This window comes from Serratia sp. CY38905 (assembly GCF_052168875.1).
Taxonomy (GTDB): domain Bacteria; phylum Pseudomonadota; class Gammaproteobacteria; order Enterobacterales; family Enterobacteriaceae; genus Serratia; species Serratia sarumanii.
Map to the genome: position 1 here is coordinate 1 of NZ_JBJNLV010000007.1, position 25702 is coordinate 25702.

At 59.3% G+C, this 25702-nt stretch carries 23 protein-coding genes; 9 read left to right on the forward strand and 14 right to left on the reverse strand.

The window, feature by feature from the left end:
- Positions 1–256: 256 nt before the first annotated feature.
- The gene (gene gmhB, locus ACJ8MK_RS15745; protein ID WP_033635715.1) at positions 257–820 is read right to left on the reverse strand and encodes a D-glycero-beta-D-manno-heptose 1,7-bisphosphate 7-phosphatase; all 564 of its coding nucleotides are present in this window, start codon (positions 818–820) and stop codon (positions 257–259) included.
- Positions 821–1008: 188 nt separating this feature from the next.
- Here gmhB and metN point away from each other — a divergent pair, with 188 nt between their 5' ends.
- The 6 genes from metN to proS all read left to right on the forward strand — a co-directional run bounded on the left by metN (position 1009) and on the right by proS (position 6603).
- Complete coding sequence (gene metN, locus ACJ8MK_RS15750) at positions 1009–2040, forward strand: methionine ABC transporter ATP-binding protein MetN (RefSeq protein ID WP_004932012.1); 1032 nt, start codon at positions 1009–1011, stop codon at positions 2038–2040.
- Positions 2033–2686, forward strand: coding sequence for a methionine ABC transporter permease MetI (locus ACJ8MK_RS15755; RefSeq protein ID WP_004932010.1), 654 nt, complete (start codon positions 2033–2035; stop codon positions 2684–2686). The genes metN and ACJ8MK_RS15755 overlap by 8 nt, the downstream gene beginning before the upstream one ends.
- A gap of 39 nt (positions 2687–2725) precedes the next feature.
- Complete coding sequence (locus ACJ8MK_RS15760; RefSeq protein WP_004932008.1) at positions 2726–3541, forward strand: MetQ/NlpA family lipoprotein; 816 nt, start codon at positions 2726–2728, stop codon at positions 3539–3541.
- Positions 3542–3655: 114 nt separating this feature from the next.
- On the forward strand, positions 3656–4060 hold the full coding sequence (gene rcsF / locus ACJ8MK_RS15765) for an Rcs stress response system protein RcsF (protein WP_025304011.1): 405 nt from the start codon (positions 3656–3658) through the stop codon (positions 4058–4060).
- Entirely contained in the window at positions 4057–4764 is a 708-nt protein-coding gene (gene tsaA, locus ACJ8MK_RS15770) for a tRNA (N6-threonylcarbamoyladenosine(37)-N6)-methyltransferase TrmO (protein WP_039569840.1), read from the forward strand. The genes rcsF and tsaA overlap by 4 nt, the downstream gene beginning before the upstream one ends.
- A gap of 120 nt (positions 4765–4884) precedes the next feature.
- Entirely contained in the window at positions 4885–6603 is a 1719-nt protein-coding gene (gene proS / locus ACJ8MK_RS15775; protein WP_033655309.1) for a proline--tRNA ligase, read from the forward strand.
- A 60-nt stretch (positions 6604–6663) separates the two neighbouring features.
- Here proS and nlpE read toward each other — a convergent pair whose 3' ends face one another.
- From nlpE to ACJ8MK_RS15790, 3 genes are read right to left on the reverse strand one after another with little or no spacing between them, the layout of a single operon-like run.
- Positions 6664–7347: an envelope stress response activation lipoprotein NlpE gene (gene nlpE / locus ACJ8MK_RS15780; protein WP_033655310.1), complete on the reverse strand. Its 684-nt coding sequence runs from the start codon at positions 7345–7347 to the stop codon at positions 6664–6666.
- A 29-nt stretch (positions 7348–7376) separates the two neighbouring features.
- The gene (gene arfB, locus ACJ8MK_RS15785) at positions 7377–7790 is read right to left on the reverse strand and encodes an alternative ribosome rescue aminoacyl-tRNA hydrolase ArfB (RefSeq protein WP_028127523.1); all 414 of its coding nucleotides are present in this window, start codon (positions 7788–7790) and stop codon (positions 7377–7379) included.
- Between the two features lie 3 nt (positions 7791–7793).
- The gene (locus ACJ8MK_RS15790; protein ID WP_033655311.1) at positions 7794–8342 is read right to left on the reverse strand and encodes a YaeQ family protein; all 549 of its coding nucleotides are present in this window, start codon (positions 8340–8342) and stop codon (positions 7794–7796) included.
- Positions 8343–8555: 213 nt separating this feature from the next.
- Here ACJ8MK_RS15790 and ACJ8MK_RS15795 point away from each other — a divergent pair, with 213 nt between their 5' ends.
- Together ACJ8MK_RS15795 and rof are read left to right on the forward strand one after the other, a co-directional pair.
- Positions 8556–8756, forward strand: coding sequence for a YaeP family protein (locus ACJ8MK_RS15795; RefSeq protein WP_004931993.1), 201 nt, complete (start codon positions 8556–8558; stop codon positions 8754–8756).
- Positions 8743–9006 (forward strand): Rho-binding antiterminator, encoded by a 264-nt coding sequence (rof, locus tag ACJ8MK_RS15800; protein WP_004931991.1) that lies wholly within the window; start codon positions 8743–8745, stop codon positions 9004–9006. Before ACJ8MK_RS15795 ends, rof begins: the two co-directional genes overlap by 14 nt.
- Before the next feature lie 50 nt (positions 9007–9056).
- Here the strand turns inward: rof and ACJ8MK_RS15805 are convergent, their stop codons facing one another.
- From ACJ8MK_RS15805 to ACJ8MK_RS15835, 7 genes are all read right to left on the reverse strand, one after another.
- Positions 9057–9371: a c-type cytochrome gene (locus ACJ8MK_RS15805; RefSeq protein ID WP_033635721.1), complete on the reverse strand. Its 315-nt coding sequence runs from the start codon at positions 9369–9371 to the stop codon at positions 9057–9059.
- Positions 9371–10702: a tRNA lysidine(34) synthetase TilS gene (tilS, locus tag ACJ8MK_RS15810; protein WP_442517881.1), complete on the reverse strand. Its 1332-nt coding sequence runs from the start codon at positions 10700–10702 to the stop codon at positions 9371–9373. Before tilS ends, ACJ8MK_RS15805 begins: the two co-directional genes overlap by 1 nt.
- A 56-nt stretch (positions 10703–10758) precedes the next feature.
- Positions 10759–12210 (reverse strand): dipeptide permease DtpD, encoded by a 1452-nt coding sequence (gene dtpD, locus ACJ8MK_RS15815; protein WP_060431468.1) that lies wholly within the window; start codon positions 12208–12210, stop codon positions 10759–10761.
- A 68-nt stretch (positions 12211–12278) separates the two neighbouring features.
- On the reverse strand, positions 12279–14417 hold the full coding sequence (gene cadA / locus ACJ8MK_RS15820; RefSeq protein WP_043139919.1) for a lysine decarboxylase CadA: 2139 nt from the start codon (positions 14415–14417) through the stop codon (positions 12279–12281).
- A gap of 95 nt (positions 14418–14512) precedes the next feature.
- On the reverse strand, positions 14513–15856 hold the full coding sequence (gene cadB, locus ACJ8MK_RS15825) for a cadaverine/lysine antiporter (protein ID WP_033635727.1): 1344 nt from the start codon (positions 15854–15856) through the stop codon (positions 14513–14515).
- Between the two features lie 369 nt (positions 15857–16225).
- A complete protein-coding gene (gene cadC, locus ACJ8MK_RS15830) occupies positions 16226–17779 on the reverse strand; it encodes a lysine decarboxylation/transport transcriptional activator CadC (RefSeq protein ID WP_060431011.1) in 1554 nt (517 codons plus the stop codon).
- Positions 17780–17868: 89 nt separating this feature from the next.
- Positions 17869–18258: a VOC family protein gene (locus ACJ8MK_RS15835; RefSeq protein ID WP_033655316.1), complete on the reverse strand. Its 390-nt coding sequence runs from the start codon at positions 18256–18258 to the stop codon at positions 17869–17871.
- Positions 18259–18485: 227 nt separating this feature from the next.
- Between ACJ8MK_RS15835 and ACJ8MK_RS15840 the strand changes: the two genes are divergently transcribed.
- A complete protein-coding gene (locus ACJ8MK_RS15840) occupies positions 18486–18938 on the forward strand; it encodes an SgcJ/EcaC family oxidoreductase (RefSeq protein WP_197774310.1) in 453 nt (150 codons plus the stop codon).
- 27 nt (positions 18939–18965) lie between these two features.
- Here ACJ8MK_RS15840 and ACJ8MK_RS15845 read toward each other — a convergent pair whose 3' ends face one another.
- From ACJ8MK_RS15845 to dnaE, 3 genes are all read right to left on the reverse strand, one after another.
- Entirely contained in the window at positions 18966–21104 is a 2139-nt protein-coding gene (locus tag ACJ8MK_RS15845) for a lysine decarboxylase LdcC (protein ID WP_039567427.1), read from the reverse strand.
- A gap of 111 nt (positions 21105–21215) precedes the next feature.
- Positions 21216–22175, reverse strand: coding sequence for an acetyl-CoA carboxylase carboxyl transferase subunit alpha (gene accA / locus ACJ8MK_RS15850; protein WP_004931972.1), 960 nt, complete (start codon positions 22173–22175; stop codon positions 21216–21218).
- A gap of 12 nt (positions 22176–22187) precedes the next feature.
- Positions 22188–25676 carry a DNA polymerase III subunit alpha gene (gene dnaE, locus ACJ8MK_RS15855; RefSeq protein WP_048321892.1) on the reverse strand — a complete coding sequence of 1163 codons (3489 nt, stop codon included), beginning with the start codon at positions 25674–25676 and terminating at the stop codon, positions 22188–22190.
- Between the last annotated feature and the right edge of the window lie 26 nt (positions 25677–25702).

The following is a 25702-nucleotide window of genomic DNA, read 5'->3' on the forward strand; positions in this document are numbered from 1 at the left end:
CAGATTGTCTGATAAATTGTTAAAGAGCAGTGAGTTAGGCGCTTTCGCTTGCTAACTCGAGGTGGCGTATATTACGCTTTCCTCTTTCAGAGTCAACCCTAATTTTCAGGATTTTTTCTTTGCGACCCCCGGACACTCTGTGAAGTTGTTCACATGTTCCGTGTCGATGGAGGCGCATTATAGGGAGCCGGTTCAGAATGACAAGCGATAATATGCATTTTTTATCTGACCGCTCACTATTCATTCGTAACGCCTATTAAACCCGCTTTTTGATGGCTTCAGGCAGGTCCGCCAGGCTATTTAGCACCCAATCGGCCAGCTTTTCGCCCTGCTCCGTCACCGGCTTGCCGGTACGCACCAGCACCTTGGTGCCGACGCCGGCCGCGATCGCCGCCTGCATATCTTCCGGTTTATCGCCCACCATATAAGAAGCGGCCATATCGATGTTCAATTCCTGCTGTGCTTGCAGCAGCATGCCCGGCTGCGGTTTACGGCAGTCACACACCTGACGATACTCTTCTACTACCGCCTCCGGATGGTGCGGGCAGAAATAGATGCCGTCGAAGTCAACGTCGCGATCGGCCAGCGACCAGTCCATCCACTCGGTCAGGTACATGAATTGGTCTTCGCTGAATTTGCCGCGCGCAATGCCGGACTGGTTGGTCACCATTACCAGCGCGAAGCCCATCTTTTTGAGTTCGCGACAGGCGTCAATCACGCCGTCAATAAAGTGGAAGTTGTCGATTTCATGGACATAGCCATGGTCAACGTTAATCGTACCGTCACGATCGAGAAAAATTGCTGGAACGCTTTGTGTCACCGCTTTGCTCCTGAGGGCCTGTATACGCTGACAGTATCGCATGTTTTACCCCACGCTGAGAACGCCGGAGAACGTCGCAGGTCGTTGACTTGGACGTCTAGACGCCTTAACATCTGATCCATACCTTGGTTCCACGCCGAGGTTTACTTTTATCTAGCCACGGGCAACCACGCTAAAATAAGAAGAATATGATTAAACTTTCTAACATCACTAAAGTGTTCCAGCAGGGTTCGCGCACCATTACCGCGCTCTCTGACGTGACCCTTCACGTCCCTGCCGGGCAAATCTATGGCGTCATCGGTTCCTCCGGCGCCGGTAAAAGCACGCTGATTCGCTGCGCCAACATGCTGGAGCGCCCAACGTCCGGCCAGGTGCTGGTCGATGGTCAGGATCTGACCTCGCTGTCGGAAAGCGAACTGACGCGCGCCCGTCGCCAAATCGGCATGATCTTCCAGCACTTCAACCTGCTCTCTTCCCGCACGGTGTTCGGCAACGTGGCGCTGCCGCTGGAGCTGGACAATACGCCGCGCGCCGAGATCAAAAAGCGCGTGACCGAACTGCTGGAGCTGGTCGGCCTGGCGGACAAGCACGACGCCTACCCGGCCAATCTGTCCGGCGGCCAGAAACAGCGCGTGGCGATCGCCCGCGCGCTGGCCAGCAATCCTAAAGTGCTGCTGTGCGATGAAGCCACCAGCGCGTTGGATCCGGCCACCACCCGTTCCATCCTGGAACTGCTGAAAGACATCAACCGCCGGCTGGGCCTGACCATTCTGCTGATCACCCATGAAATGGACGTGGTGAAACGCATCTGCGACCAGGTCGCGGTCATCAGCCAGGGGCAACTGATCGAAAAAGACAGCGTCAGCGAAGTGTTCTCGCACCCGAAAACCCCGCTGGCCCAGCAGTTCATTCAGTCCACATTGCATCTGGATATCCCGGACGACTACGCCGCGCGCCTGTCGCCGGAGCGTCAGGGCGACCGCCAACCGCTGCTGCGCCTGGAGTTCACCGGCCAGTCGGTCGATGCGCCGCTGCTGTCTGAAGCCGCTCGCCGCTTCAACGTGAACAACAACATTATCAGCGCCCAGATGGATTATGCCGGCGGCGTGAAATTCGGCGTGATGCTGGCGGAGTTGCACGGCAGCGACGAAGACGCGCTGGCGACGATTAAGTTCCTGCAGGAAAATCAGGTAAAAGTAGAGGTTCTGGGTTATGTCTGAGGCAATGATGTGGTTGATGGCGCGTGGCGTGTGGGAAACCGTCATGATGACCTTTGTCTCCGGCTTCTTCGGTTTCGTGCTCGGCCTGCCGGTAGGCGTGCTGTTGTATGTCACCCGCCCGGGGCAGATCATCGCCAACAACTCGCTGTATAAAATCCTGTCCGGGCTGGTGAACATCTTCCGTTCTATCCCGTTCATTATCCTGCTGGTTTGGATGATTCCATTTACCCGCATGATCGTCGGCACCTCTATCGGTCTGCAGGCGGCCATCGTGCCGTTGACCGTGGGCGCCGCGCCGTTCATCGCGCGCATGGTGGAAAACGCCCTGCTGGAGATCCCGTCCGGTCTGGTGGAAGCGGCGCGCGCCATGGGCGCCACGCCGATGCAGATCATCAAGAAAGTGTTGCTGCCGGAAGCCCTGCCGGGCCTGGTCAACGCTGCAACCATCACGCTGATCACCCTGGTGGGCTACTCCGCCATGGGCGGCGCGGTCGGCGCCGGCGGTCTGGGCCAAATCGGTTACCAATACGGTTATATCGGTTATAACGCCACAGTGATGAATACCGTATTAGTATTACTGGTAGTTTTGGTTTATCTGATCCAGTTCTGCGGCGATCGCATCGTCAAAGCCGTTACCCATAAATAGTTTCACAGCATGTTAATGCGAGTCTAATGAGGAAGGGATATGTCGTTAAAATTTAAATCCATCGCGGCAATTGGCGCACTGATCGGTACTCTGGCTCTGGCGGGCTGCGGCCAGGATGAAAAAAATCCAAACCACATCAAGGTCGGCGTGATCGTCGGCGCTGAACAGCAAGTAGCTGAAGTCGCTCAGAAAGTGGCGAAAGAGAAATACGGTCTGGACGTTGAACTGGTCACTTTCAACGACTACGTGCTGCCTAACGAAGCGCTGAGCAAAGGCGATATCGATCTGAATGCCTTCCAGCACAAGCCATACCTGGACCAGCAGATCAAAGATCGCGGCTACAAGCTGGTGCCGGTCGGCAACACCTTTGTTTACCCGATCGCCGGTTACTCCAAGAAAATCAAATCGCTGGACGAGCTGAAAGAGGGTTCTCAGATCGCACTGCCTAACGATCCGACCAACCTGGGCCGTTCGCTGCTGCTGCTGCAGAAAGTCGGCCTGATCAAACTGAAAGACGGCGTTGGCCTGCTGCCGACCGTGCTGGACGTGACCGAGAACCCGAAAAACCTGAAGCTGGTTGAGCTGGAAGCGCCTCAGCTGCCGCGTTCTCTGGACGATCAGCAGATCGCGCTGGCGGTGATCAACACCACCTACGCCAGCCAGATCGGTCTGACGCCGGCGAAAGACGGCCTGTTCGTGGAAGATAAAGACTCGCCTTACGTCAACCTGCTGGTTGCGCGCGAAGATAACAAAGATGCGGAAAACGTGAAGAAATTCGTGCAGGCCTATCAGTCTGACGAAGTGGACGCCGCCGCCAACAAAATCTTCAACGGCGGTGCGGTGAAAGGCTGGTAAGCGCTTATTCGCCAATTTTATTCCTATAATTGCAAGACGGGCCAAGGCCCGTCTTGTTATTTCCGCCATAGATTGCTTCAATAGCGCCACTTTCATTAAGGCAGAGGAATCTCAATGCGTGTTTTACCTCTCTGTTTGTTAGCGCTCGCGCTGGCCGGATGTTCATCGCAACGTATCGCGCCGTCCTCAACAAACAGCACCAGCAAGCCGACCACTACCGCTCCGGCCAAGACCACGCCGGCCGCCCGCCCCGCTCCGGTAAAACTGTACAAAAGTGCAGAAGAGCTCGTGGGCAAGCCATTCCGCGATCTGGGTGAAGTGTCCGGCGAATCGTGCCAAACCACCGTACAAGACTCCCCACCGAATCTGGCTACCGCCCGTAAACGCATGCAGATCCGCGCGTCTTACATGAAGGCCAACGCCGTGCTGCTGCACGACTGCCAGATTGTCAGCGGTGTCGCCGGTTGTTACCAGCAGGCCGTCTGCCAGGGCTCGGCGCTTAACGTCTCGTCCAAATGACCGAATTCGTTTTCGAGCAGATCGGCGTGATCCGCTCGCCGTATAAAGAAAAATTCGCCGTTCCCCGCCAGCCGGGGCTGGTCGAAGACGGTGGCGGCGAACTGCTGCTGCTGCCACCTTACAACCAGGCGGAGGCGGTACGCGGCCTCAGCGATTTCAGCCATCTGTGGGTGATGTTCATTTTCCATCAAACCCTGGAAGGCGGCTGGCGGCCGACGGTGCGCCCGCCGCGTTTAGGCGGCAATGCCCGCATGGGCGTATTCGCCACCCGCTCCACTTTCCGCCCCAACCCGCTCGGCATGTCCCTCATTGAGCTAAAAGGCGTGCGGGTGAAAAACGGCGAAGTGGCGCTGGAGCTGGGCAGCCTCGATCTGGTCGACGGCACCCCGGTGGTGGACATCAAGCCGTATCTGCCGTTCGCCGAGAGCCAACCGCAGGCCCGCGCCGGTTTTGCCCAGGCCGCGCCCGCCGGCGATATGCCGGTGCGTTTCGCGCCTCAGGCCGAGCAGCAGCTGCAGCAACATCAGGCGCGTTATCCGCAATTAAGGCGTTTTATCAGCCAGGTGCTGGCGCAAGATCCCCGTCCCGCCTATCGTAAAGGAGAGGACGTCGAACGGGATTACGCCGTCTGGCTGCTGGATTTCAACGTGCGCTGGCGCGTCGTGGACGGTCATACCGAAGTGTTGGCGCTCGACCCGCGTTAAAATTCCGCCGCCTCTCTTTTGGCGACCCGCTCGCGCTGGTAAACTAAACCACTTTTGTCACTTTTGGCCGCCACTCTGGCAGCCCGATGCAATTTGCAGTTCTAACGGAACCAAAACACCATGCGTACTAGCCAATATCTGCTCTCCACATTGAAGGAGACACCTGCCGACGCCGAAGTGATCAGCCACCAGCTGATGCTGCGCGCCGGGATGATCCGCAAGCTGGCCTCCGGTCTTTACACCTGGCTGCCGACCGGCCTGCGCGTTCTGAAAAAGGTTGAAAACATCGTTCGCGAAGAAATGAACAATGCTAACGCGATCGAAGTGTCCATGCCGGTGGTTCAGCCTGCCGATCTGTGGCAGGAAAGCGGCCGTTGGGAGCAATACGGCCCCGAGCTGCTGCGCTTCGTCGACCGCGGCGATCGTCCGTTCGTGCTGGGCCCGACGCATGAAGAAGTGATCACCGATCTGATCCGCAACGAGATCAGCTCGTACAAACAGCTGCCGCTGAACTTCTTCCAGATCCAGACCAAGTTCCGTGATGAAGTGCGCCCGCGTTTCGGTGTAATGCGTTCCCGTGAGTTCCTGATGAAGGATGCCTACTCCTTCCATACCTCGCAGGAGTCTCTGCAAGAGACTTACGACGCGATGTACGAAGCGTACAGCAAAATCTTCAGCCGCATGGGCCTGGATTTCCGCCCGGTGCAGGCCGATACCGGCTCGATCGGCGGCAGCGCCTCGCACGAATTCCAGGTGCTGGCAGACAGCGGTGAAGACGATATTGTGTTCTCCACCGGTTCCGACTTCGCCGCCAACATCGAGCTGGCAGAAGCAGTCGCGCCGGCGGCTCCACGCGCGGCGGCCGGCGAAGAATTGCGTCTGGTGGATACGCCGAACGCCAAAACCATCGTTGAGCTGGTCGATCAGTTCCAGCTGCCGGTGGAAAAAACCGTGAAGACGCTGATGGTGCGCGCCACCGAAGAGAGCGGCCACAAGCTGGTTGCCCTGCTGGTGCGCGGCGATCACGAGCTGAACGAAGTCAAGGCCGAGAAGCTGGCGCAGGTTGCCACGCCGCTGACCTTCGCCACTGAAGAAGAAATTCGCGCCATCGTCGGCGCCGGCCCGGGTTCACTCGGCCCGGTCAACCTGCCGATGCCGGTGGTAGCCGACCGCAGCGTGGCGGCGATGAGCGACTTTGGCGCCGGCGCCAACGTCGACGGCAAACACTACTTCGGCATCAACTGGGAGCGCGATCTGCCGCTGCCGCAGGTGGCCGATATCCGTAACGTGGTGGACGGCGACGCCAGCCCGGACGGTCAGGGCACGCTGCTGATCAAACGCGGCATCGAAGTGGGCCATATCTTCCAGCTCGGCACCAAGTACTCGGAAGCGATGAAAGCGACCGTGCAGGGCGAAGACGGCCGCAACCAGGTGCTGACCATGGGTTGCTACGGCATCGGGGTTACGCGCGTCGTGGCCGCCGCCATTGAGCAGAACCACGACGAACGCGGCATCATCTGGCCGGACGCCATCGCGCCGTTCCAGGTCGCTATCCTGCCGATGAACATGCACAAGTCGTTCCGCGTGCAGGCGCTGGCCGAAGAGCTGTACAACACCCTGCGCTCCCACGGCATCGACGTGATCCTCGATGACCGCAAAGAGCGCCCGGGCGTGATGTTCGCGGATATGGAGCTGATCGGCGTGCCGCACTCTATCGTTATCGGCGACCGCAATCTCGACAACGAAGAGATCGAGTACAAGAACCGCCGCGTCGGCGAGAAGCAAATGATCAAAACCGGCGAAATCGTTGATTTCCTGCTGGGCCAGATCAAACGCTAAACGACGAATGCCAGAAAGTAAAAAACCCGCCTAGGCGGGTTTTTTTATATCCGAAATCGCTTATTTGCTGCTGCAGTTCTTGCTGCGGTCAAACACGATTTTGCCGTCCGGCACCAGCGCCTTCTCGGTCAGACCTTCCTCCATCGACGGCTGCACGCTGAAGTGCGCGCTGAACGTCAGGAATACCGGCTCGCCGGCGGTCTTGTATGCTTTGGCGTAACCTTGCTCCAGCGCGATATTGTTGTCCACCGGGAAGGTTTTGCCGGTAGCGCAGTCCTTGAAGACCGCCGCGTCCGCCATATAGGTGTAGCTGCCTTTCAGCGTCATCGGCGTTTTAGGCAACGGCTTCTCAACCGGATCCAGACGGTAATTCAGCTTGGACTCGATCGGCACGCCGCTGCGATCCAGCATTTCCAGGCTCTTGCCCACCGGGCGGAAATAGCGTTTCTCGCCGTTGCTGTCGGTCAGCACCAGCTTATCCGCGGTGCGCGCCCATTTGCCGTAGTCGGCAAAGGTCTGATCGCCGTCTTTGGTGCCGCGATAGGTTTCCTGCAGCACGAAGGTGCCGTCCTCATCCAGGAACAGCGCCGTCTCCAGACCGCCGCAATCGGCGCAAGGCAACACCCCTTGATAGCTCTGCGGCATTGGCTGCAGCGGTTGTTCCTTCGGCTGATAATGATTGTTGCATCCCAACAACGAGAGTGCGCCTGCCGCGAGGAACAGGGCTACCGTAATTTTTTTCACAGTTATTCTCCTACTGTGTTCATGTATTCCTAAGTGCGAACCTTGCCACGCAGCGCCTTGGTGGCGCCTTTACGCGCCTTGCCTTCCAGGCGACGCAGTTTGGCCCCTTTTGTGGGCTTGGTCGCCTTGCGCGTTTTTTCCACCACCATCGCCTGCCGAATCAGCGCGGCCAGCCTGGCCAACGCCGCTTCGCGATTCAATTCCTGACTGCGATACTCTTGCGCCTTGATAATCACCACGCCATCAGCGGTAATAAGATGATGATTCAGCGCCAGCAGCCGTTCCTTATAATACTCTGGCAGGCTGGATGCCCGGATGTCAAAGCGCAAATGGATCGCCGTTGAGGTTTTGTTCACGTGCTGGCCGCCCGCGCCCTGCGCGCGGATCGCCGTCAATTCCAGCTCATTATCCGGTATGGCGACGTTTCTTGACAGTTCCAGCACCGGTTACACCTGTGCCTGCTGCCACTCGGCAAACTGGATTTCCAGACTATTCTGAGCATCGGACAGCCAAATAGTTCCCTCCTGCAACGTCGCCTGCAGCGTCATGGTGCGGCTGGCCAGCGCCGTCAGGCGCGCCAGCTGTTCGTCGTCGAGGAAACGCACGCTCAGGTTCTTGTAGCCGGCCACCTTGCCCTGCATTCCCTGCCACCACACGTGTGCGGCGCGCTCGCCGTAAGCGTACAGCACCACGCGCGGCGACTGGTTGCAGGCCTTGCGGATGCGTTTTTCGTCGGGCAACCCCATCTCGATCCACATTTCCAGCCCATTGTGGTCGTTGCGCTGCCAGATCTCCGGCTCGTCGTCGGCGCTCAGCCCTTTGGTGAACACCAGCCGCTCGTCGGCATGGCAGATCCAGGCCAACAGGCGCAGCATCATGCGCTGCTCGTTTTCGGACGGGTGTTGCGCCAGCGTCAATGCGGCGTCGTGGTAGAAGTGACGATCCATATCAGCGATATTGACCGCGGCTTTATAAATGGTTGCTTTCAGCGCCATGGGTGACCTCGTTATTATCCGGCGACAGTGTACTTGATCAGGGCCGAACGCCGCCAGCGCGGCCCGGCCGCGGCAGTGCGAAAGGCATGCCGGGGTGCTGATAACTCCATAACAGCTGTGCTATAGTCGTCTGGGATAGGATAAAACTCCAAGAGCCTGCGCCTCATCGCGATAGTAGTCTTGATGATGCAGAGGTTCTTAAGGGAGGAAACTGTGCAACAATACTGTGAGTTAGTACGCCGTACTTACGCCGAGATTGGCAGTGGAGATCTTGGCTACGTGCCCGATGCGCTGGCTTGTGCGTTAAAGGCATTGGACGATGTCGCAGCGAACGATGCGCTACCGTCCTCCGTTAGGGAACAGGCGGCCTTTGCCGCCGCTAACTTATTGGTGAGCGACTATGTTGATGAATGATGAGTACCAACCCATCAATTGCGATGACTACGACAACCTGGAACTCGCCTGTCAGCATAAACTTATTCTGAAGCTGGAGTTACGCGACGGAGAAGTGATCGAGGCCAAGGCGATCGACCTGCTGCAAAAGAAACGCGTTGAGTATCTGACCATCGAACAGAATGGCCAACAGCGCGACCTGCGTCTGGACCATATCAGCAGTTTCAGTCATCCGGAAATCGGTACCGTGGTCGTCAGTCTGTCGGACTGAGCAGCGGTAACCCCATCCCAACAGGGCAGCCCAACGGCTGCCCTCGTCATTTACGGCTTCAGGCTGGCGTAAAAGGCCGCCAGATCGGCGATATCGTCATCCGACAGCCCCGACACGTAGGCCTTCATCACCTCGGCCTGGCCGCCGTTGCGCTCCCCTTTCTTGTACGCCTGCAGCGCGTGCTGCAGGTACATGGCATTCTGCCCGGCCAGATTCGGGTACATCGGCACCGTCACCTTGCCCTGCGCGCCGTGACACGCAGCACAGGCGGCGGCTTTCGCCTGGCCGGCCGCCGCATCCCCCGCCGCCAACGCCGGCAGGCTGAACAGGCCGGCGGCCAACAGCGTGATCCCCACAAACTTCATTATTGCTCCTCGCGATTATGATTTTTTTCCCAGCGCAGCCGCCACGGACGTTCGCCTTCCGGCACCTGCCCCGCCTCACAGACGAATACGCCCAGCGCGGCGATCAGCTGCTCATCATAATAAATCAACGGGATGCGTTCACGCTGCCAGGGCGGGATCCCCAGCTCCTGCCACAATTTTTTTATCGGCCGCGAATGGGCGCGCCCCACGATGCGCACCGCGCCCTGCACGCCGCCGAAACGAATGCTGATCCGCTGCGACGGCTGCGGCGCGCGCAGCGCCAGCTCGCCCTCACCGGCGACAAGCCGCCCCAGCCCGTCCGGCAGCGCCAGCGGCTGATCAGGCTGCCAGGGCAGATGTACATCGCGCAGCGCCGCCAGCGGCGGCAACAGGTGCAACCGGCCGCGGAAACGGCGAATCTGATAGGCGCCGAGCTGCAGCTGCGGTTCGGCATCCTCCCGGCTGAGCGCCACCTCCTCCCACAGGCGCTGAAGCTGCTCACGCGCCGGCATGGTGACGTTAAACAACGCGATCCAGCGCCGCAGCAAGGCGAAGCGCCGCACCGGCGAACAGTCCGTCAGGCCGTCGATCGCCAATGAGCGATCCGCCGCCAACAGGCTTTGCAACGGTTCCGCCAGCAGTTCGTCCAGCAGCTGCTCCTGCTCGGCGCACAGGCCGGCGCTGCGCGCCACCGCCGAGGCGAAGTGCGGCCAGCGCTGGTTGAGCTGCGGCAACACCTGCAAGCGCAGGAAATTGCGATCGAAGCGCGTGTCCTGATTGCTGTCGTCATCTATCCAGGTTAAGGCGTGGCGTTGCGCGTAGCTTTCCAGCGTCTGGCGTGAGCAACCCAACAGCGGCCGCAACAGCAGGTGCTCGCCCAACGCCGCGCGCGCCGCCATCGCCGACAGCCCCGCCGGCCCGCTGCCGCGCTTGAGCGCCAGCAGGAAGGTTTCGCTTTGATCGTCGAGGTGTTGGGCGGTGAGCAGCGCTTCGCCCTCCGTTAGCGCGGCGCTGAAGGCGGCATAGCGCGCCGCGCGCGCCGCCGCTTCGATGCCGCCCTGGCGGGCGTCCACCTGCACGTGCGTCACCGTCAGCGGGATCTGCCAGTCGGCGCAGCGGCTGCGGCAATGCTCAACCCAGCGGTCGGCGAAGGCGCTCAGGCCGTGATGCACATGCAGCGCGCGCAGTTGCATTCCCGGACGCCGGCGGCGCAACGTCGCCAGCACATGCAGCAGTACGCTGGAATCCAGGCCGCCGCTGAACGCCACCAGCAGCCGCTGCTGCGCGCCCAACTGGTCTGCCACCTGCGTCGTTAATTGATCAGTATTCATCGGTAGGCTTTGTCACTTCTACATAGCTGCACGTTAACCCCGCCTACCGTCATCAATCAAGCATTAACCGTCCGTGCCTGGCGCCGCGTCAGCAGCCACCAACCGCCCAGCACCGCGATCACCGCCAGCGCGCATCCGGCCGCTCCCCAGCCAATCTGGGCGAAAATGCGGCCATACGCCTGCATCGCCGCCCCCTCGATGTGATCCTCGGCGGTCTGATTGGCGATAATGCCCGCCAGATAGTTGGCGATCGAGCCGGTCGCCAGCATATAGATGCCGGTCAGCACGCCGGTGGCGCCGGGGATATTCAGCCGGGTGATCTGCGCCATCGCCACCGGATCGATAAACAGTTCGGCGAAGCCCATCACCGCCAGGCCGGCGATCATCAGCCCCATCGATCCCGGCCCGTGCAGCCGCGTATTGAGTGCCATCAGCGTAAAGCCGACGCCGATCAACAGCAGACCGAAGGCGAACTTGCACCAAATGCGCAGCGTGCGATCGCCCGTACCGTCGCCGTTCGCCAGCCATGCCAGCGCCACGCCGCCCAGCATCACCGCGCAGGCATTAACCGACTGGAACAGCGCGGTCGGCACCGTCCAGCCGAACCAGCGCCGATCGACGAAGTGATCGATAAACAGGCTGATGGAGCTGCCGCCCTGCTGGGCGAAAGCCCAGAACAGCGTGCCCAGCAGCATCAGCACAACAATCTGCCACAGCCCCCGGCGCTGGCCGGCGTCCGCACGCAGCATAATGCGTGCCACCAGCACCACCGCCGCCACGCACACCAGCCCGAGCAAATAGCCGGCCCAGTCGTGCACAAACAGCAGCGTGAAGAACAGCGGCGATGCCAGCAGCGCCGCCAACAGCCAACCCCAGTGCGGCAAACCCAGGCTTTTGGCGCGCATCAGCGGTGCATTCACGCCGCGGGTATGGCGGAAGTGGCGCCCGCCGAGCAGGAAGATCGCCAGGCCGGCGAACATGCCGATCCCGGCCAACGCAAAGCCGACGTGCCAGCCATAGCGCTCGGCCGCCAACCCGCAGGCGATCGGCGCCAAAATGGAACCGACGTTGCCGGCGGCGTACAGCAGCGAGAAGCCCCCTTCGCGGCGCGAGTCGTGCGCCGGATACAGTTCGCCCAGCAGGCAGCTGATATTGGATTTGAACAGGCCGTAGCCGCAGATGATGATCGCCAGCGCCAGATAGAGCGACTGGGCGGAGACCGCGCTCAGGCCGAGCACAATATGCCCCAGCGTCATCAGCGCCGCGCCGGCGATCACTGCGACGCGATTGCCCAGCAGGCGGTCGGCGAGCCAGCCGCCCAAAATAGGAGTGACGTAAACTAACGAAGCGTAAGCGCTGTAGAGATCGATGGCGTGGCTGTCGGTATAGCCGAGTTGGTGGGTCAGATAGAGAATCAGTAACGCACGCATGCCGTAAAAGCTGAAATATTCCCAAATTTGTATGGCTACGACATAGTAGATTGCGCGCGGCTGTGAGGGTGTTTTCATGGAGGTCTCCCATCAGTCGGTGAACGGCAAAGGGGAAGCGCGAGCGCCTCCCCTGTTATTGGCTGCGGTTATTTCGCCTTCAGCACTTTCACCCGATAACGTCCGTCCGCCTGACGATAGGCGCCGTGAATGTCGGTTTCAAAGCCCGGATAATGCGCGCCGATTTCGCACAGCATCTGCAGGAACTCCAGCACCGGCCGGCTCTCCTCGGTCAGCATTTCGCCCGGCATCACCAGCGGCACGCCCGGTGGGTATGGGAGGATCATATTGGCGTTGACCTTGCCGACCATCTCTTCCAGATAGACTTCTTCCACTTCGCCGTGCAGCTCTTTCTGGAACGCCTGGTACGGGTTCATCACCATGGTTGGCAGCACTTCGAACGCGCGATACATCAGGTCCGGCAGGTTGTGCTGCTCCACCAGGCGGTGAATGTTCTGCGCCAGATCCTGAATGCGCATGTTTTCATAGAAATCAGGCGCTTCGTGATACAGCGAAGGCAGCATGTTTTTCACCCGCAGGTTCAGATCGAACGAGCGTTTGAAGTCGGTCATCGCGCGCAGCAGGCTGAGCGCCTTGGTTTTGTCGATGCCGATGCTGAACAGGAACAGCAGGTTGTACGGCCCGGTTTTCTCGACGATGATGCCGCGTTCGTCGAGGTATTTCGCCACGATGCTGGCCGGGATGCCGAACGGCTGCATCTCGCCTTCCTTGCTCATCCCCGGCGTCAGAATGGTGACCTTGATCGGATCGAGGTACATGTGTTCATTGTCGATGTTCTTGAAACCGTGCCAGGCGCTGTCGGAGCGCAGCGGCCAGCATTCCGGCTCATCGATATGCTCCGGCTGCCAGACGTCGAAGAACCAGCCGTCGGACTCGACTTTCAGGCGTTTGATCTCTTTGCGGAACTTGATCGCGCGTTCGATGGAGCCGTTGATCAGGCGCTTGCCGGCGTTGCCTTTCATCATCGCCGCGGCGGTTTCGGTCGACGCCACGATGCCGTAGTGCGGCGAGGTGGTGGTGTGCATCATGTAGGCTTCGTTGAAGGTTTCTTCGTTGATGTCGCCCTTCACGTGAATCATCGAAGCCTGCGAGAAGGCCGCCAGCAGCTTGTGGGTGGACTGGGTTTCATAGATCACCTTGCCCTCCACGCGGCCGCCGCTCATGCCGCACTTGCCTTTATAGATCGGGTGGAAGTTGGTGTAAGGCACCCAGGCGGAATCGAAGTGGATAGACTTCACGTCCAGGGTGTTCTTGATAAAGTCGGTGTTGTACAGCAGGCCGTCATAGGTGGAGTTGGTGATCACCGCATGCACCGGCCAGGTGGCGTTCGGGGTCTCCTTCACGCGTTTGGCGATGGTGGCGCGCTGGAACTCGCTCTGCGGAATGCCGCCGAGGATGCCGTAGGCGTTGCGGGTCGGGCGGAAGTAGATCGGCGTGATGTCGCTCATCATCATCAGGTGAGTCAGTGACTTGTGGCAGTTACGGTCAATCAGCACCGTGCTGCCCGCCGGCGCCGAATACATGCCGACGATCTTGTTGGCGGTGGAGGTGCCGTTGGTGACCATGTAGCTGCGTTCGGCGTTGAACACGCGGGAAATGTACTCTTCCGCCTCTTTGTGCGGGCCGGAGTGATCCAGCAGCGATCCCAGTTCGGACACCGAAATCGAGATATCCGACTTCATGGTGTTCGGGCCGAAGAAATCGTAGAACAGGCTGCCCACCGGGCTTTTCTGGAATGCGGTGCCGCCCATGTGGCCCGGCGTACAGAAGGTGTATTTGCCTTCGCGCACGTATTTGAACAGCGCCTTGGTCAACGGCGGCAGGATGGTGTCGATATACTCGTCGGTGTTCTGTTTGATCTTGGCGGCGATGTCGGTTGCCGCGCCGAGCGCATATTCGAAGAAGCGCACCTGCATGCGCAGATCGTTCAGGCTGACGTCCAGCGTCGAATAGGTGTTGGCGAACGCATACAGTGGCATGTATTCGTTCAGCTGGCTGATCTCTTCGCACAGCTCCAGGTTGTATTTGTCCCAGTCGAAGATCACCCCGCACAAGCGGGCGTTGTTCTCGATCAGTTTCAGCAGGTCTTCGCGATCGTTAGGGTAAACGATGCGGAAATCCAGACTTTCCAGCGCCTGATGCAGTTCACGGATAGGCTCTTCTTTGAAGTAGACACCCATGTGATTCATGATGGCGATAACGTTCATATGCATTTCTCCTGGCAAAGCAAGCCCCTTCCCGTCGCGGCTGACAGGTCGGAAAGAAAGGGGCTGGGTAAATTCAGTCGGTCAGCGGACGCGAATCAGTGCGCTTTGGCCGTGGTGTTTTCATCGACCGCCGCGGCGTTGGCAGCCTGGCGGGTATTCATTTTCCGGGCGTAGAACATCAGGATAATCAGGCTGATGATAAAGGTGCCGGACAGTTCGAATGAGTTGGCGCCCATCAGCGCGATGAAGCAGAAGCCGCAGCCGCACACCGAAGCGATCAGGCTCAGCAGGTTGCGCACGTTGACCCCTTCGAAGCGGATCAGGTCTACGCAGGAGTAGAAGTAAGGCAGCATGGTCAGCAGCACCGCGATGCCGGTCAGTTCGCCGAACAGGTCGGACGCTTTGCCGCCGGCGGAGCTCATCAGGGTGATCAGCACCATCAGCGCGGTCATTTTGCAGCCGGCCAGCAGCAGGCCTTTCTTCGGAATGCCGTTTTTATCCAGCTCGCCGTACACTTTCGGGAAGTTGCCGTCGTTGGCGGCGCGTACCCCGGCCTGGCCGACCAGCATCATCCACGAACCGAGCGACGTCAGGCAGGCGAAAGCAGTGAAGGCGGAAACCATCGGTGCGGCCCAGTTGCCCATAATCGCCGAGGCGCTGATGGCGAACGGCGCGCCGCTGGCGGCCATTTCAGACGCCGGGAACATACCGCTGATCACCTGAGTGGCGGCGATGTAGATAATGCCCGCTAGGCCGGTGCCGAGCATGGTCGCCAGCGGCACGGTGCGTTTCGGGTTTTTCACCATGCCGGTGCTGACCGCTGCGGATTCCACGCCGATAAACGCCCACAGGCACAGCAGGATACTTTTGATCACCGCATGGCTGTCGGTGGTGCCAGAGGTATTCCAGTTAGCCTGGTAGGTGGCGGCGTCAAACCAGTGCCAGCCGAGGGTGGCAGTCACGATCACCGGGATCAGCACCAGCACCAGGCCCAGGGTGGTCAAACGGCTGACCCAGGTTCCGCCCAGCATGTTGACGAAGGTGAAGATCCACACGATGGCGATACAGGCGATGCCGGCAGGTACCGGGTTATTCAGCGCCGGGAAGAAGGTGGAGAGATAAGAAACGGCGGTAATGCCGATGGCCAGGTTACCGATCCAGTTGGCATGGTAATAAAGCACGCCGGTCTGGAAACCGAAGGCCGGGGAAATTTCACCCGCATAAGCGATAGGGCCGCCCTGCTGCGGGTTTTTGGTGGCGAGGCGGGCATACACATAGGCCAGCGACATCGCCCCGATAATCGAGATCACCCATCCCCAAATGGCGATAGATCCGAGACTCGCCAGGTTGGCGGGCAATAAGGCAATCCCGCTCCCCATCATATTACCGGCGACGACGCCGGTGCAGGCAATAAGCCCTATTTTCTTGGGTGAAGCCATGGTCAGTTTCTCCTGATTTACGTTTCTTATAAGCCACACCCATAAATGAAAGATTTTAATGAGCCGGCTTGATAGTCAGGATGCTAACCATCGGGGGGAATAAAGTCCTAAAGATAAAGTGAGATTACGCTCATGATCATACAAATGATAACCTGAGGTTTTTCATTAACACATCAAGATAAAAAGGTAAGCTAAAGAAAAGATAAACATCATTTTAAAACAACAGGATGGAAAGGTTAAAAACGAATAACAAACGGTAAAAAAGAAATAATATCGTGCAGCAAAATAATACATTCATGCAACATGACTTCACCAATAAATAACGCCGCCATGATCCCCGGAGAATAATGGCGGCGTGATAGCGGTTAATTATTGGCGCTGATAGTTATTTAAATAAGGCACCACGTTGGTCAATGACGTCTGGAATACGCCATTGGTGATCCAATGCAAAGTGTCCTCGCCGGGGCGAAGATTGAATGCGGTAATATAAGAATCCGCCGCCAAATGGTTCTGCCCCTGCATTTCATACACTTTCCCCAGCAACACATAATTCAGCCACGACATTTGCAATTCAATCCCCAGATCGATCGCCCGGTGCGCCTCGTCAATGCGCCCCTGCGTCAATGCATCTACCGCCAGAACTTGCTGCATGATTGGCGTGTTTTTCAGTTCGGGGATGGTCGCCAAATGACTGATATCGGCGCGCAGTTGCGCCAAGGCCTGGCTGTCGAACGGTTGATAAGAATTGCGCAGCAGATCCACCAGCGCTTTTTCCGCCAGCAGGTAGTGGAAGTCCGGCGCGCTTTTAATCAACTCGCTCAGCTGGGCGCTGGCGCGGGTCAACGAATCGGCGTCGCCGTGGATCAGCAACTGATGCGCCTGGTAGAAGCGCTGCAGCAGCGGCCCGTTGTCGGGCAGCAGCTGCGCCAGACGCTGCTCCAGCTGTGGCGGCCAGGGCTGCTTCAGCGCTGCGGACAGGCTGGAGAGGAAGTCAGTCTGGATCTTCAGCTGGTTATCGGCGGTAATGAAGTAACGCTTGTCCAGCATGACTGAGCTGTCGGCGTTATCCACCAGCCGCACGGACAGGAAACACTGCTGGGCGCGGTAGTGGCGCTGATTGACAAACTCGATATACAGCGACTTGCCCGAGTTGCTGGGGCCGGAATAGTTGTAGTTGGTCTGGTCGTGCACCAGGAAGGTCGAGTAGGTGTTCAGCGAATCGGTGATCAGCTCGCTGACGCCCACCACATAGGAGAGCTGCGGCATCCAGTTGCTGCAGCTCTCGCCGCCCTGGATGCGAATATCGATATCGCGCGGGTTGAGCAGCACCGGCATGGTCGATACCGGCACGCGCTGCGACAGCGTGGCGATGCCGACAAAAGCCACGCAGACGCTGAGCGCCGCCAGAAACGCCAGCCACACCCAGAAGGTCGAGCGGCGATAAAAGCGCGGCTTCTTTTCGCCGGGCGCGGCAACCGGCGCGCTTGCCCGGCGCGGCGGCACATACGGCGTCTCGTCTTCCTCGCTGCCGTCTTCCGGTTCATGCATGATCACCGCGATCTGCGGCGCCGGTGCGGGAGCGGGTTGCGTCTCCCCCTCTTCACACCAGATCACCGACGTCGCCAGCTTATATCCGCGCTTGGGCACGGTGATAATGTATTCCGGGCTGTCGCTGTCGCCGTCTTTCAGGTATTTGCGCAGCTCCGAAATACATTGGGTCACCACGTGGTTGGTGACGATATTGCGCTTCCAGACGTTGTCGATCAGCTCGTCGCGGCTCAGCACCACGTCCGGATGGCGGGCGAAATAGCACAGCATGTCGATCAGGCGCGGTTCCAGCGTTTTTAGGCGTCCGTCGCGGCTGATGGTGTTGTCGGCAGGGGTAACCAGCCACTCCCCGACGCGAAAAGCAGGCTCTTGCATGGCGGAAATAACTCTGTAGGCATGTAGGGCAAGGGCGCGATCATAGCATAACCGCCCCCGGCTGTGGCCGCCGGGAGGCGATTAAGCCGTTAACTCTCGTATAATTCTAACGGTAAACCATCGGGATCGCTGAAAAAGGTAAAGCGGGATTGGGTGTAAGGATCGACGCGTACCGGTTCGCAGGCGACGCCGGCCGCCTGCAGATGGGCGATGGCCTGGTCAATGTCGTCAACGCTGAACGCCAAATGGCGCAGGCCGCAGGCCTCCGGGCGGCTGACGCGAGCCGGCGGCGAAGGGAAAGAAAACAGCTCGATGGCGTATTGCCCGTTGAGCGCCAGATCCGCTTTCCAGGAGTCGCGCTCCTCGCGGTAGACCTCGCTCAGCAGGGTGAATCCGAGAATGTCGCAGTAAAAACGCTTGCTGGCGGCGTAATCCGCGCCAATGATCGCGATATGGTGTACCTGACGTAACGCCAGCATGGCGGCCTCTCCTGTTCGGTCTGATGAGGCAAGGTATCCGGCGGCGGTGATGCCGTCAATGGTCAATCTTATCTGCTGTTCTCCCCCATTTGCGCTCTCATACAATCCCGCCGTAACATTCAAATTATTTTTGATAATTACAATACGAAATTATATTAGTATTGAATTTATTTGCCGCCTATTCACGCCATGACGGCAACAAAACTCACCTGAATAAAGGAACAGGTATGAAAATGCGCCCCGGCGTCATCGGTTCGTTAATGTGTATTTCCACTTCGGTTTGGGCAACGACGGCGCCCGTTTGCGTAAAAACAGACCGGCTCCAAATCGAGGGGTTGTTCGAGCGGTGGAATACCGCTTTACAGAGTGGAGAAGCGCGAAAAGTCGCGAATACTTATCTGGACGATGCGGTGTTGCTCCCCACGCTTTCCAACAAGATGCGGCTGACGGATGCCGAACGGGTGGATTACTTCAGACATTTTCTGGCGAAAAGACCGGTGGGCAACATTAAAAGCCGCACCATACGCCTTGGCTGCAACACCGCGATAGATACCGGTATCTATGCCTTTACGTTCGCAGACAAATCGACGGTATCGGCGCGTTATACCTTTACCTATGCCTGGGACGGTGACGAGTGGAAAATCTCCACTCATCACTCCTCCGTCATGCCGGAAAGCTGACCGCCGGAAACCGCGCTACGCCCGATATCAGGAAGGCTTCAACACCTTCACCAGATAGCGCCCGTCCTCCGTCAGTCTGGCGCCGTGGATGTCGGTTTCAAAACCGGGGTAACGTTCGCCGATCGAGCACAACATCAGCAGAAAATCGAGTACCGCCCGGCTCTCTTCGGTGATCATTTCCCCCGGCATCACCAGCGGCACGCCCGGCGGATACGGCAGGATCATATTGGCCGCCACCTTGCCCACCAGCTGATCCAGCTCACAGGTTTCCACGTTGCCCCGCACCTGCTCCTGGAACATCTGGTGCGGCGTCAGCTTCATTTCCGGCAGCACGTCGAACGCCCGCTGCATCAGGCGCGGCAGATCGTGCTGGCAGATCAGGCGATGAATGCCGGCGGCCAGATCCTGAATGCGCATGTTGCGATAGAAATCCGGATCCTCGGCGTACAGATCCGGCAGCATGTTCTTCACCCGCAGATTGAGATCGTAGGCGCGCTTGAAGTCGGTCAGGCCGCGCAGCAGGCTCATCGCCTTGGTTTTGTCGATGCCGATGCTGAACAGGAACAGCAGGTTGTACGGCCCGGTCTTCTCCACCACGATGCCGCGCTCGTCGAGGTACTTCGCCACCAGCGCCGCCGGGATCCCTTCCTCCTCCAGCGCGCCCAGCTCGTTCATGCCCGGCGTCAGGATCGTCACCTTGATCGGATCGAGGTACATGTGATCGCGATCGGTCTGGCCGAAACCGTGCCAGTTGTCGTCCGGATCCAGTGGCCAGCATTGCGCCTCATCGATCTCTTCCGGCTGCCAAATGTCGAAGAACCAACTGTCGCTCTCCTCGCGCAGTCGCTGCACTTCACGGCGAAAATGCAGCGCGCGCTCCACCGAGCGGTTGATCAAGCGGCGCCCCGGGTTGCCGCGCAGCATGGCGGCTGCGGTCTCCATCGACGCCACGATGCCGTAGTGCGGCGAGGTGGTGGTGTGCATCATGTAGGCTTCGTTGAAGGTGCTCTCGTCGTAGTCGCCCTTGATATGAATCATCGAGGCCTGCGAGAAGGCCGCCAGCAGCTTGTGCGTCGACTGGGTCTCGTAGAAAACCTTACCGGGCACCCGCTCGCCGCTCATGCCGCTCTTGCCGTCGTAAATCGGATGGAAGTTGGTGTAAGGCACCCAGGCGGAGTCAAAGTGGATCGATGGCACCTCCAGCGTCTGCTTGATGTAGTCGGTGTTGTACAGCAGGCCGTCATAGGTGGAATTGGTGATCACCGCATGCACCGGCCAGGTGGCGTTCTCGGTCTCCTGCACCCGGGCGGCGATGCTTTCGCGGGTGAACTCGCGCTGCGGAATGCCGCCGAGGATGCCGTAGGCGTTGCGCAGCGGGCGCAGATAGATCGGCACGATATCGCTCATCATCAGCAGGTGGCACAGCGATTTGTGGCAGTTGCGGTCGATCAGCACGGTGCTGCCGGCCGGCGCCGAATACATGCCGACGATCTTGTTGGCGGTGGAGGTGCCGTTGGTGACCAGATAGCTCTGCTCGGCGTTGAAGGTTCGCGCGATATACTCTTCGGCCTCCAGGTGCGGCCCGGTGTGATCCAGCAGCGAACCGAGCTCGGTAACCGAAATCGAGATGTCGGCCTTCAGGGTATTGGCGCCGAAAAAGTCATAGAACAGGCAGCCCACCGGGCTTTTTTGAAACGCGGTGCCGGCCATGTGGCCCGGCGTGCAGAAGGTGTACTTCCCTTCGCGCACATAGTTGAACAGCGCCTTGGTCAGCGGCGGCGTAATGGTATCGATGTATTCCGCGGTGTACTGCTGGATGCGCTGCGCGATATCGTCCGCCGCATTCAGGCCATACTCGAAGAAATAGAGCACCATGCGCATTTCATGCAGGCTGACATCGAAGGTGGAATGGGTATTGATAAAGGCGTACAGCGGCAGGTATTCATTCAGCTCGTTGATTTCGCTGCACAGTTCCAGGCTGTAGTCGTCCCAGTCGAAGATCACCCCGCAGATGCGGGCGTTGGCTTCGATCAACTTCAGCAGGTCACCGCTGTTTTTGGGGTACACCAGCTGGAATCCCATGGCGGCCAGCGCCGCGTGGAGCTCGCGGATCGGCTCATCTTTGTAGTAGACGCCCGTCGGGCCCATGATGGCGATGATATTCATCGGCAGCTCCTGTCAGTTAACGGCCAAGTCTCTATAACACCACGAAAATCCGGTGGTGTGTAGCCAAAAAAAAACCGCCCGGGGGCGGTTTCTTGCAGCGAAGAACAGAACTCAGCAGTAGCCGTAGTTCATCAGACGCTGGTAGCGGCGGTTGAGCAACTCTTCGTCGTTCAGGCCGTCCAGATCTTTCAGATCGGCCAGCAGCTGCGCTTTCAGCGCGGCGGCCATTGCCGGCACGTCGCGGTGCGCGGAACCCAGCGGCTCCGGGATCACCGAGTCGATCAGCTTCAGCTCTTTCAGACGCGGCGCGGTGATGCCCATCGCTTCTGCGGCCAGCGGCGCCTTATCGGCGCTCTTCCACAGGATGGAGGCGCAGCCTTCCGGCGAAATCACCGAGTAGGTGCTGTACTGCAGCATGTTCACCTTATCGCCCACGCCGATCGCCAGCGCGCCGCCGGAGCCGCCTTCGCCGATGACGGTGCAGATGACCGGCACGTTCAGGCGCGACATCTCACGCAGGTTGCGCGCGATGGCTTCGGACTGGCCGCGCTCTTCCGCGCCCACGCCCGGATAAGCGCCCGGGGTATCGATAAAGGTGATGATCGGCATCTTGAAGCGCGCGGCCATTTCCATCAGGCGCAGCGCCTTGCGGTAGCCTTCCGGCGCCGGCATGCCGAAGTTGCGGCGGATCTTCTCTTTGGTTTCACGGCCTTTCTGGTGCCCGATGATCATCACCGGGCGGCCATCCAGGCGCGCAATACCGCCGACGATCGCTTTGTCGTCGGCGTAAGCGCGATCGCCCGCCAACTCTTCGAAGTCGGTAAAGATGTGTTTGATATAATCCAGGGTATAAGGACGGCGCGGGTGGCGTGCCAATTGGGCAATCTGCCAGGCCCCAAGATCGGCAAAAATCTTGCGCGTCAGCTCAACGCTCTTTTCACGCAGGCGCTGAACCTCTTCGTCCAGATTAATATCTAATTTTTCGTCTTGACGGCTGACTGCAGTCAGCGAGTCAATTTTCGCTTCCAGCTCTGCAATCGGCTGTTCAAAATCAAGAAAATTCAGACTCATAGCATTCCTATTTTAGTCAAATTCCAAGTCCACCTGCTCATTGCCTACCAACGTCCGCAAGTCGATCAACAAGCGGTCGGTGGGCGTCACGCGCCAGGTTGCGCCAAAACGCAGCTTGGCTCGCGCATCTTCCCGTTGATAGTAGAGATGCACTGGAATCGTCCCCGAGCGATGGGGTTCCAACGACTGACGGAGACGGTTCAAAAGCTGGTCATCAATTTGCCTGTCAGTCAGCGAGATAGCAAGCCCGCGAGCGTATTTTTCCCGGGCTTCACTGATGTCCATTACCTCGCGGGCCATCATTTTAAGCCCGCCGCTAAAGTCATCAAAGCTGACCTGTCCACTGGCGATAAGGATACGGTCTTTTTCCAACAAATGCTGGTATTTTTCTAACGCTTCGGTGAATAACATCACTTCCAGGCGGCCCGAACGGTCATCCAATGTACAGATGCCGATGCGGTTGCCGCGCTTGGTCACCATCACCCGCGCGGCGACCACCAGCCCGACGGCGGTGGTCATTTTGCCCCGATCCGTCGGGTGCATGTCTTTCAAACGCTGGCCACCGGCGTAACGTTCGATCTCCTTCAGGTACTGGGTGATCGGGTGGCCGGTCAGGTACAGCCCCAGCGTCTCCCGTTCACCGTCCAGCACCACCTGCTCCGGCCAGGGCGCGATATTGGCGTAGGATTGCTCCACCTGCTCCGGCGCTTCCGCCAGCACGCCAAACATATCCACCTGGCCGATCGCTTCGGCTTTCGCATGCTGATCCGCCGCTTTCAACGCGTCGCCGAGGGAATTCATCAGCGCGGCGCGGTGCGGCCCGAGGCGATCGAACGCGCCGGACATGATCAGTTTTTCCAGAATGCGGCGGTTCAGTTTCTTGATGTCTGAGCGCGCGCAGAGATCGAACAGGTCTTTGAAGTAACCCTGCTCGCCGCTGTTGCGCGCCTCGATGATGGCTTCGATCGGCCCTTCCCCCACGCCCTTGATGGCGCCGATGCCGTAAACGATCTCGCCGTCGTCGTTGACGTGGAAGTGATACAGGCCGCTGTTGATGTCCGGCGGCAGGATCTTCAGCCCCATGCGCCAGCATTCGTCCACCAGCCCCACCACCTTATCGGTGTTGTCCATATCGGCGGTCATCACCGCCGCCATAAACTCGGCCGGGTAGTGCGCTTTCAGCCACAGCGTCTGATACGACACCAGCGCATAGGCGGCGGAGTGCGATTTGTTGAAGCCGTATCCGGCGAATTTCTCCACCAGGTCGAAGATTTTCACCGACAGTTCGCCGTCGATGCCGCGCGCTTTGGCGCCATCTTCAAAGCCGCCGCGCTGCTTGGCCATCTCGACCGGGTTCTTTTTACCCATCGCACGGCGCAGCATGTCCGCGCCGCCCAGCGTATAGCCCGCCAGCACCTGGGCAATCTGCATCACCTGTTCCTGATACAGGATGATGCCATAGGTGGGTTCCAGCACCGGCTTGAGCGACTCGTGCTGCCACTGGATGTCCGGGTAGGAGATCTCTTCGCGGCCGTGCTTGCGGTCGATGAAGTTATCCACCATCCCCGACTGCAGCGGCCCCGGACGGAACAGCGCCACCAGTGCGATCATGTCTTCGAAGCAGTCGGGCTTCAGACGTTTGATCAGGTCTTTCATGCCGCGCGATTCAAGCTGGAACACCGCCGTGGTTTCCGAGCGCTGCAGCATGTCGAAGCTTTTCTTGTCGTCGAGCGGAATGGCGGCGATGTCGATCGGCTCCAGCCCGGTCTTGGCGCGCCGGGCGTTGATCATCTCCAGCGCCCAGTCGATGATGGTCAGGGTGCGCAGACCGAGGAAGTCGAACTTCACCAGCCCGGCGTATTCCACGTCGTTCTTATCGAACTGGGTCACCGGGTGCTGCCCTTCGGCGTCGCAGTACAGCGGCGCGAAGTCGGTGATTTTGGTCGGCGCTATCACCACGCCCCCGGCGTGTTTACCGGCGTTACGCGTCACCCCTTCCAGCTTGCGCGCCATGTCGATCAGCGCCTTGACCTCTTCGTCTGCCTCGTAAATTTCCGGCAGCTGCGGTTCGGCAGCGAAGGCTTTTTCCAGCGTCATGCCCGGATCCGGCGGCACCAGCTTGGAGATGCGATCGACGAAGCCGTACGGGTGCCCCAGCACGCGGCCCACGTCGCGGATAACCGCTTTCGCCGCCATGGTGCCGAAGGTGATGATCTGCGATACCGCTTCGCGGCCGTACATCTCCGCCACGTGCTCAATTACCTGATCGCGCTTCTCCATGCAGAAGTCGACGTCGAAGTCGGGCATCGAGACACGTTCCGGGTTCAGGAAACGTTCGAACAGCAGGTCGAACTCCAGCGGATCGAGGTCGGTGATTTTCAACGCATAGGCCACCAGCGAACCGGCGCCGGAACCGCGCCCCGGGCCCACCGGCACGTTGTTGTCCTTCGACCACTGGATAAACTCCATCACGATCAGGAAGTAGCCGGGGAACCCCATCTGGTTGATCACCTTCAGCTCGACGTCCAGACGCTCGTCGTATTCCGGGCGGCGCTGCGCGCGCACTTCAGGATCGGGGAACAGGAACTCGAGACGCTCTTCCAGCCCCTCTTTCGATTTGAGTACCAGGAAGTCCTCGGTGCTCATGTCGCCGGTCGGGAACTGCGGCAGGAAGTATTCGCCGAGGCGAATGGTGACGTTGCAGCGCTTGGCGATCTCGACGCTGTTCAGCAGCGCTTCGGGGATGTCGGCGAACAGCTCGCACATCTCGTCTTCGCTGCGCATGTATTGCTGCGGGCTGTAGTTGCGCGGCCGCTTGGGATCGTCCAGCGTAAAGCCGTCGTGGATGGCGACGCGAATTTCATGGGCGTCGAAGTCATCTTCCACCAGGAAGCGCACGTCGTTGGTGGCCACCACCGGCAAACCGCGCTCGGTGGCGAGCGCCACTGCCGCATGCAGGTAGTTCTCTTCGTCCGGGCGGCCGGTGCGAATCAGTTCCAGGTAGTAACAGTCCGGGAAGTGCTGCTGGTAGAAGTCCAGACACTGATCCACCTGCGCCTGGTTGCCGCGCAGCAGAAACTTGCCGACGTCGCCCTGACGCGCGCCGGAGAGCAGAATCAGCCCTTCGCGATGTTCAATCAGCCAGTCGCGATCGATGATCGGGCCGGCGGCGCCGTAGCCGCGCTGATAGGCGCGGGAAATCAGCAGCGTCAGGTTCTGGTAGCCTTCGTTGTTGCTGGCCAGCACCGTCAGCTGAGCCAGCTCGTCGCCCAGCTCTTCGCTTTGCACATGGAAATCCGCGCCGATGATCGGTTTGATCCCGGCGCCGTGCGCGCTGCCGTAGAACTTCACCAATCCGCACAGGTTGGTGAAATCGGTGATTGCCAGAGCAGGCATGGCTAACGCGGCGGCTCTTTTCACCAGCGGCGCCGTCTTGGCCAATCCATCAATCATGGAATAGTCACTGTGGACGCGCAGGTGAATAAAACGAGGTTCGGCCATCTCCAGATACCTGATTGAAGGGGCTC

Bases quoted from the DNA above. Each gene is read 5' to 3' on its own strand.
- rof (WP_004931991.1), top strand. From the start codon at position 8,743: ATGTTGATGAATGATGAGTACCAACCCATCAATTGCGATGACTACGAC.
- proS (WP_033655309.1), top strand. From the start codon at position 4,885: ATGCGTACTAGCCAATATCTGCTCTCCACATTGAAGGAGACACCTGCC.
- tilS (WP_442517881.1), bottom strand. From the start codon at position 10,702: ATGAATACTGATCAATTAACGACGCAGGTGGCAGACCAGTTGGGCGCG.
- ACJ8MK_RS15790 (WP_033655311.1), bottom strand. From the start codon at position 8,342: ATGGCGCTGAAAGCAACCATTTATAAAGCCGCGGTCAATATCGCTGAT.
- ACJ8MK_RS15760 (WP_004932008.1), top strand. From the start codon at position 2,726: ATGTCGTTAAAATTTAAATCCATCGCGGCAATTGGCGCACTGATCGGT.
- dnaE (WP_048321892.1), bottom strand. From the start codon at position 25,676: ATGGCCGAACCTCGTTTTATTCACCTGCGCGTCCACAGTGACTATTCC.
- ACJ8MK_RS15755 (WP_004932010.1), top strand. From the start codon at position 2,033: ATGTCTGAGGCAATGATGTGGTTGATGGCGCGTGGCGTGTGGGAAACC.
- accA (WP_004931972.1), bottom strand. From the start codon at position 22,175: ATGAGTCTGAATTTTCTTGATTTTGAACAGCCGATTGCAGAGCTGGAA.
- cadB (WP_033635727.1), bottom strand. From the start codon at position 15,856: ATGGCTTCACCCAAGAAAATAGGGCTTATTGCCTGCACCGGCGTCGTC.
- rcsF (WP_025304011.1), top strand. From the start codon at position 3,656: ATGCGTGTTTTACCTCTCTGTTTGTTAGCGCTCGCGCTGGCCGGATGT.
- ACJ8MK_RS15805 (WP_033635721.1), bottom strand. From the start codon at position 9,371: ATGAAGTTTGTGGGGATCACGCTGTTGGCCGCCGGCCTGTTCAGCCTG.
- cadC (WP_060431011.1), bottom strand. From the start codon at position 17,779: ATGCAAGAGCCTGCTTTTCGCGTCGGGGAGTGGCTGGTTACCCCTGCC.
- ACJ8MK_RS15840 (WP_197774310.1), top strand. From the start codon at position 18,486: ATGAAAATGCGCCCCGGCGTCATCGGTTCGTTAATGTGTATTTCCACT.
- ACJ8MK_RS15845 (WP_039567427.1), bottom strand. From the start codon at position 21,104: ATGAATATCATCGCCATCATGGGCCCGACGGGCGTCTACTACAAAGAT.
- cadA (WP_043139919.1), bottom strand. From the start codon at position 14,417: ATGAACGTTATCGCCATCATGAATCACATGGGTGTCTACTTCAAAGAA.
- ACJ8MK_RS15835 (WP_033655316.1), bottom strand. From the start codon at position 18,258: ATGCTGGCGTTACGTCAGGTACACCATATCGCGATCATTGGCGCGGAT.
- dtpD (WP_060431468.1), bottom strand. From the start codon at position 12,210: ATGAAAACACCCTCACAGCCGCGCGCAATCTACTATGTCGTAGCCATA.
- metN (WP_004932012.1), top strand. From the start codon at position 1,009: ATGATTAAACTTTCTAACATCACTAAAGTGTTCCAGCAGGGTTCGCGC.
- tsaA (WP_039569840.1), top strand. From the start codon at position 4,057: ATGACCGAATTCGTTTTCGAGCAGATCGGCGTGATCCGCTCGCCGTAT.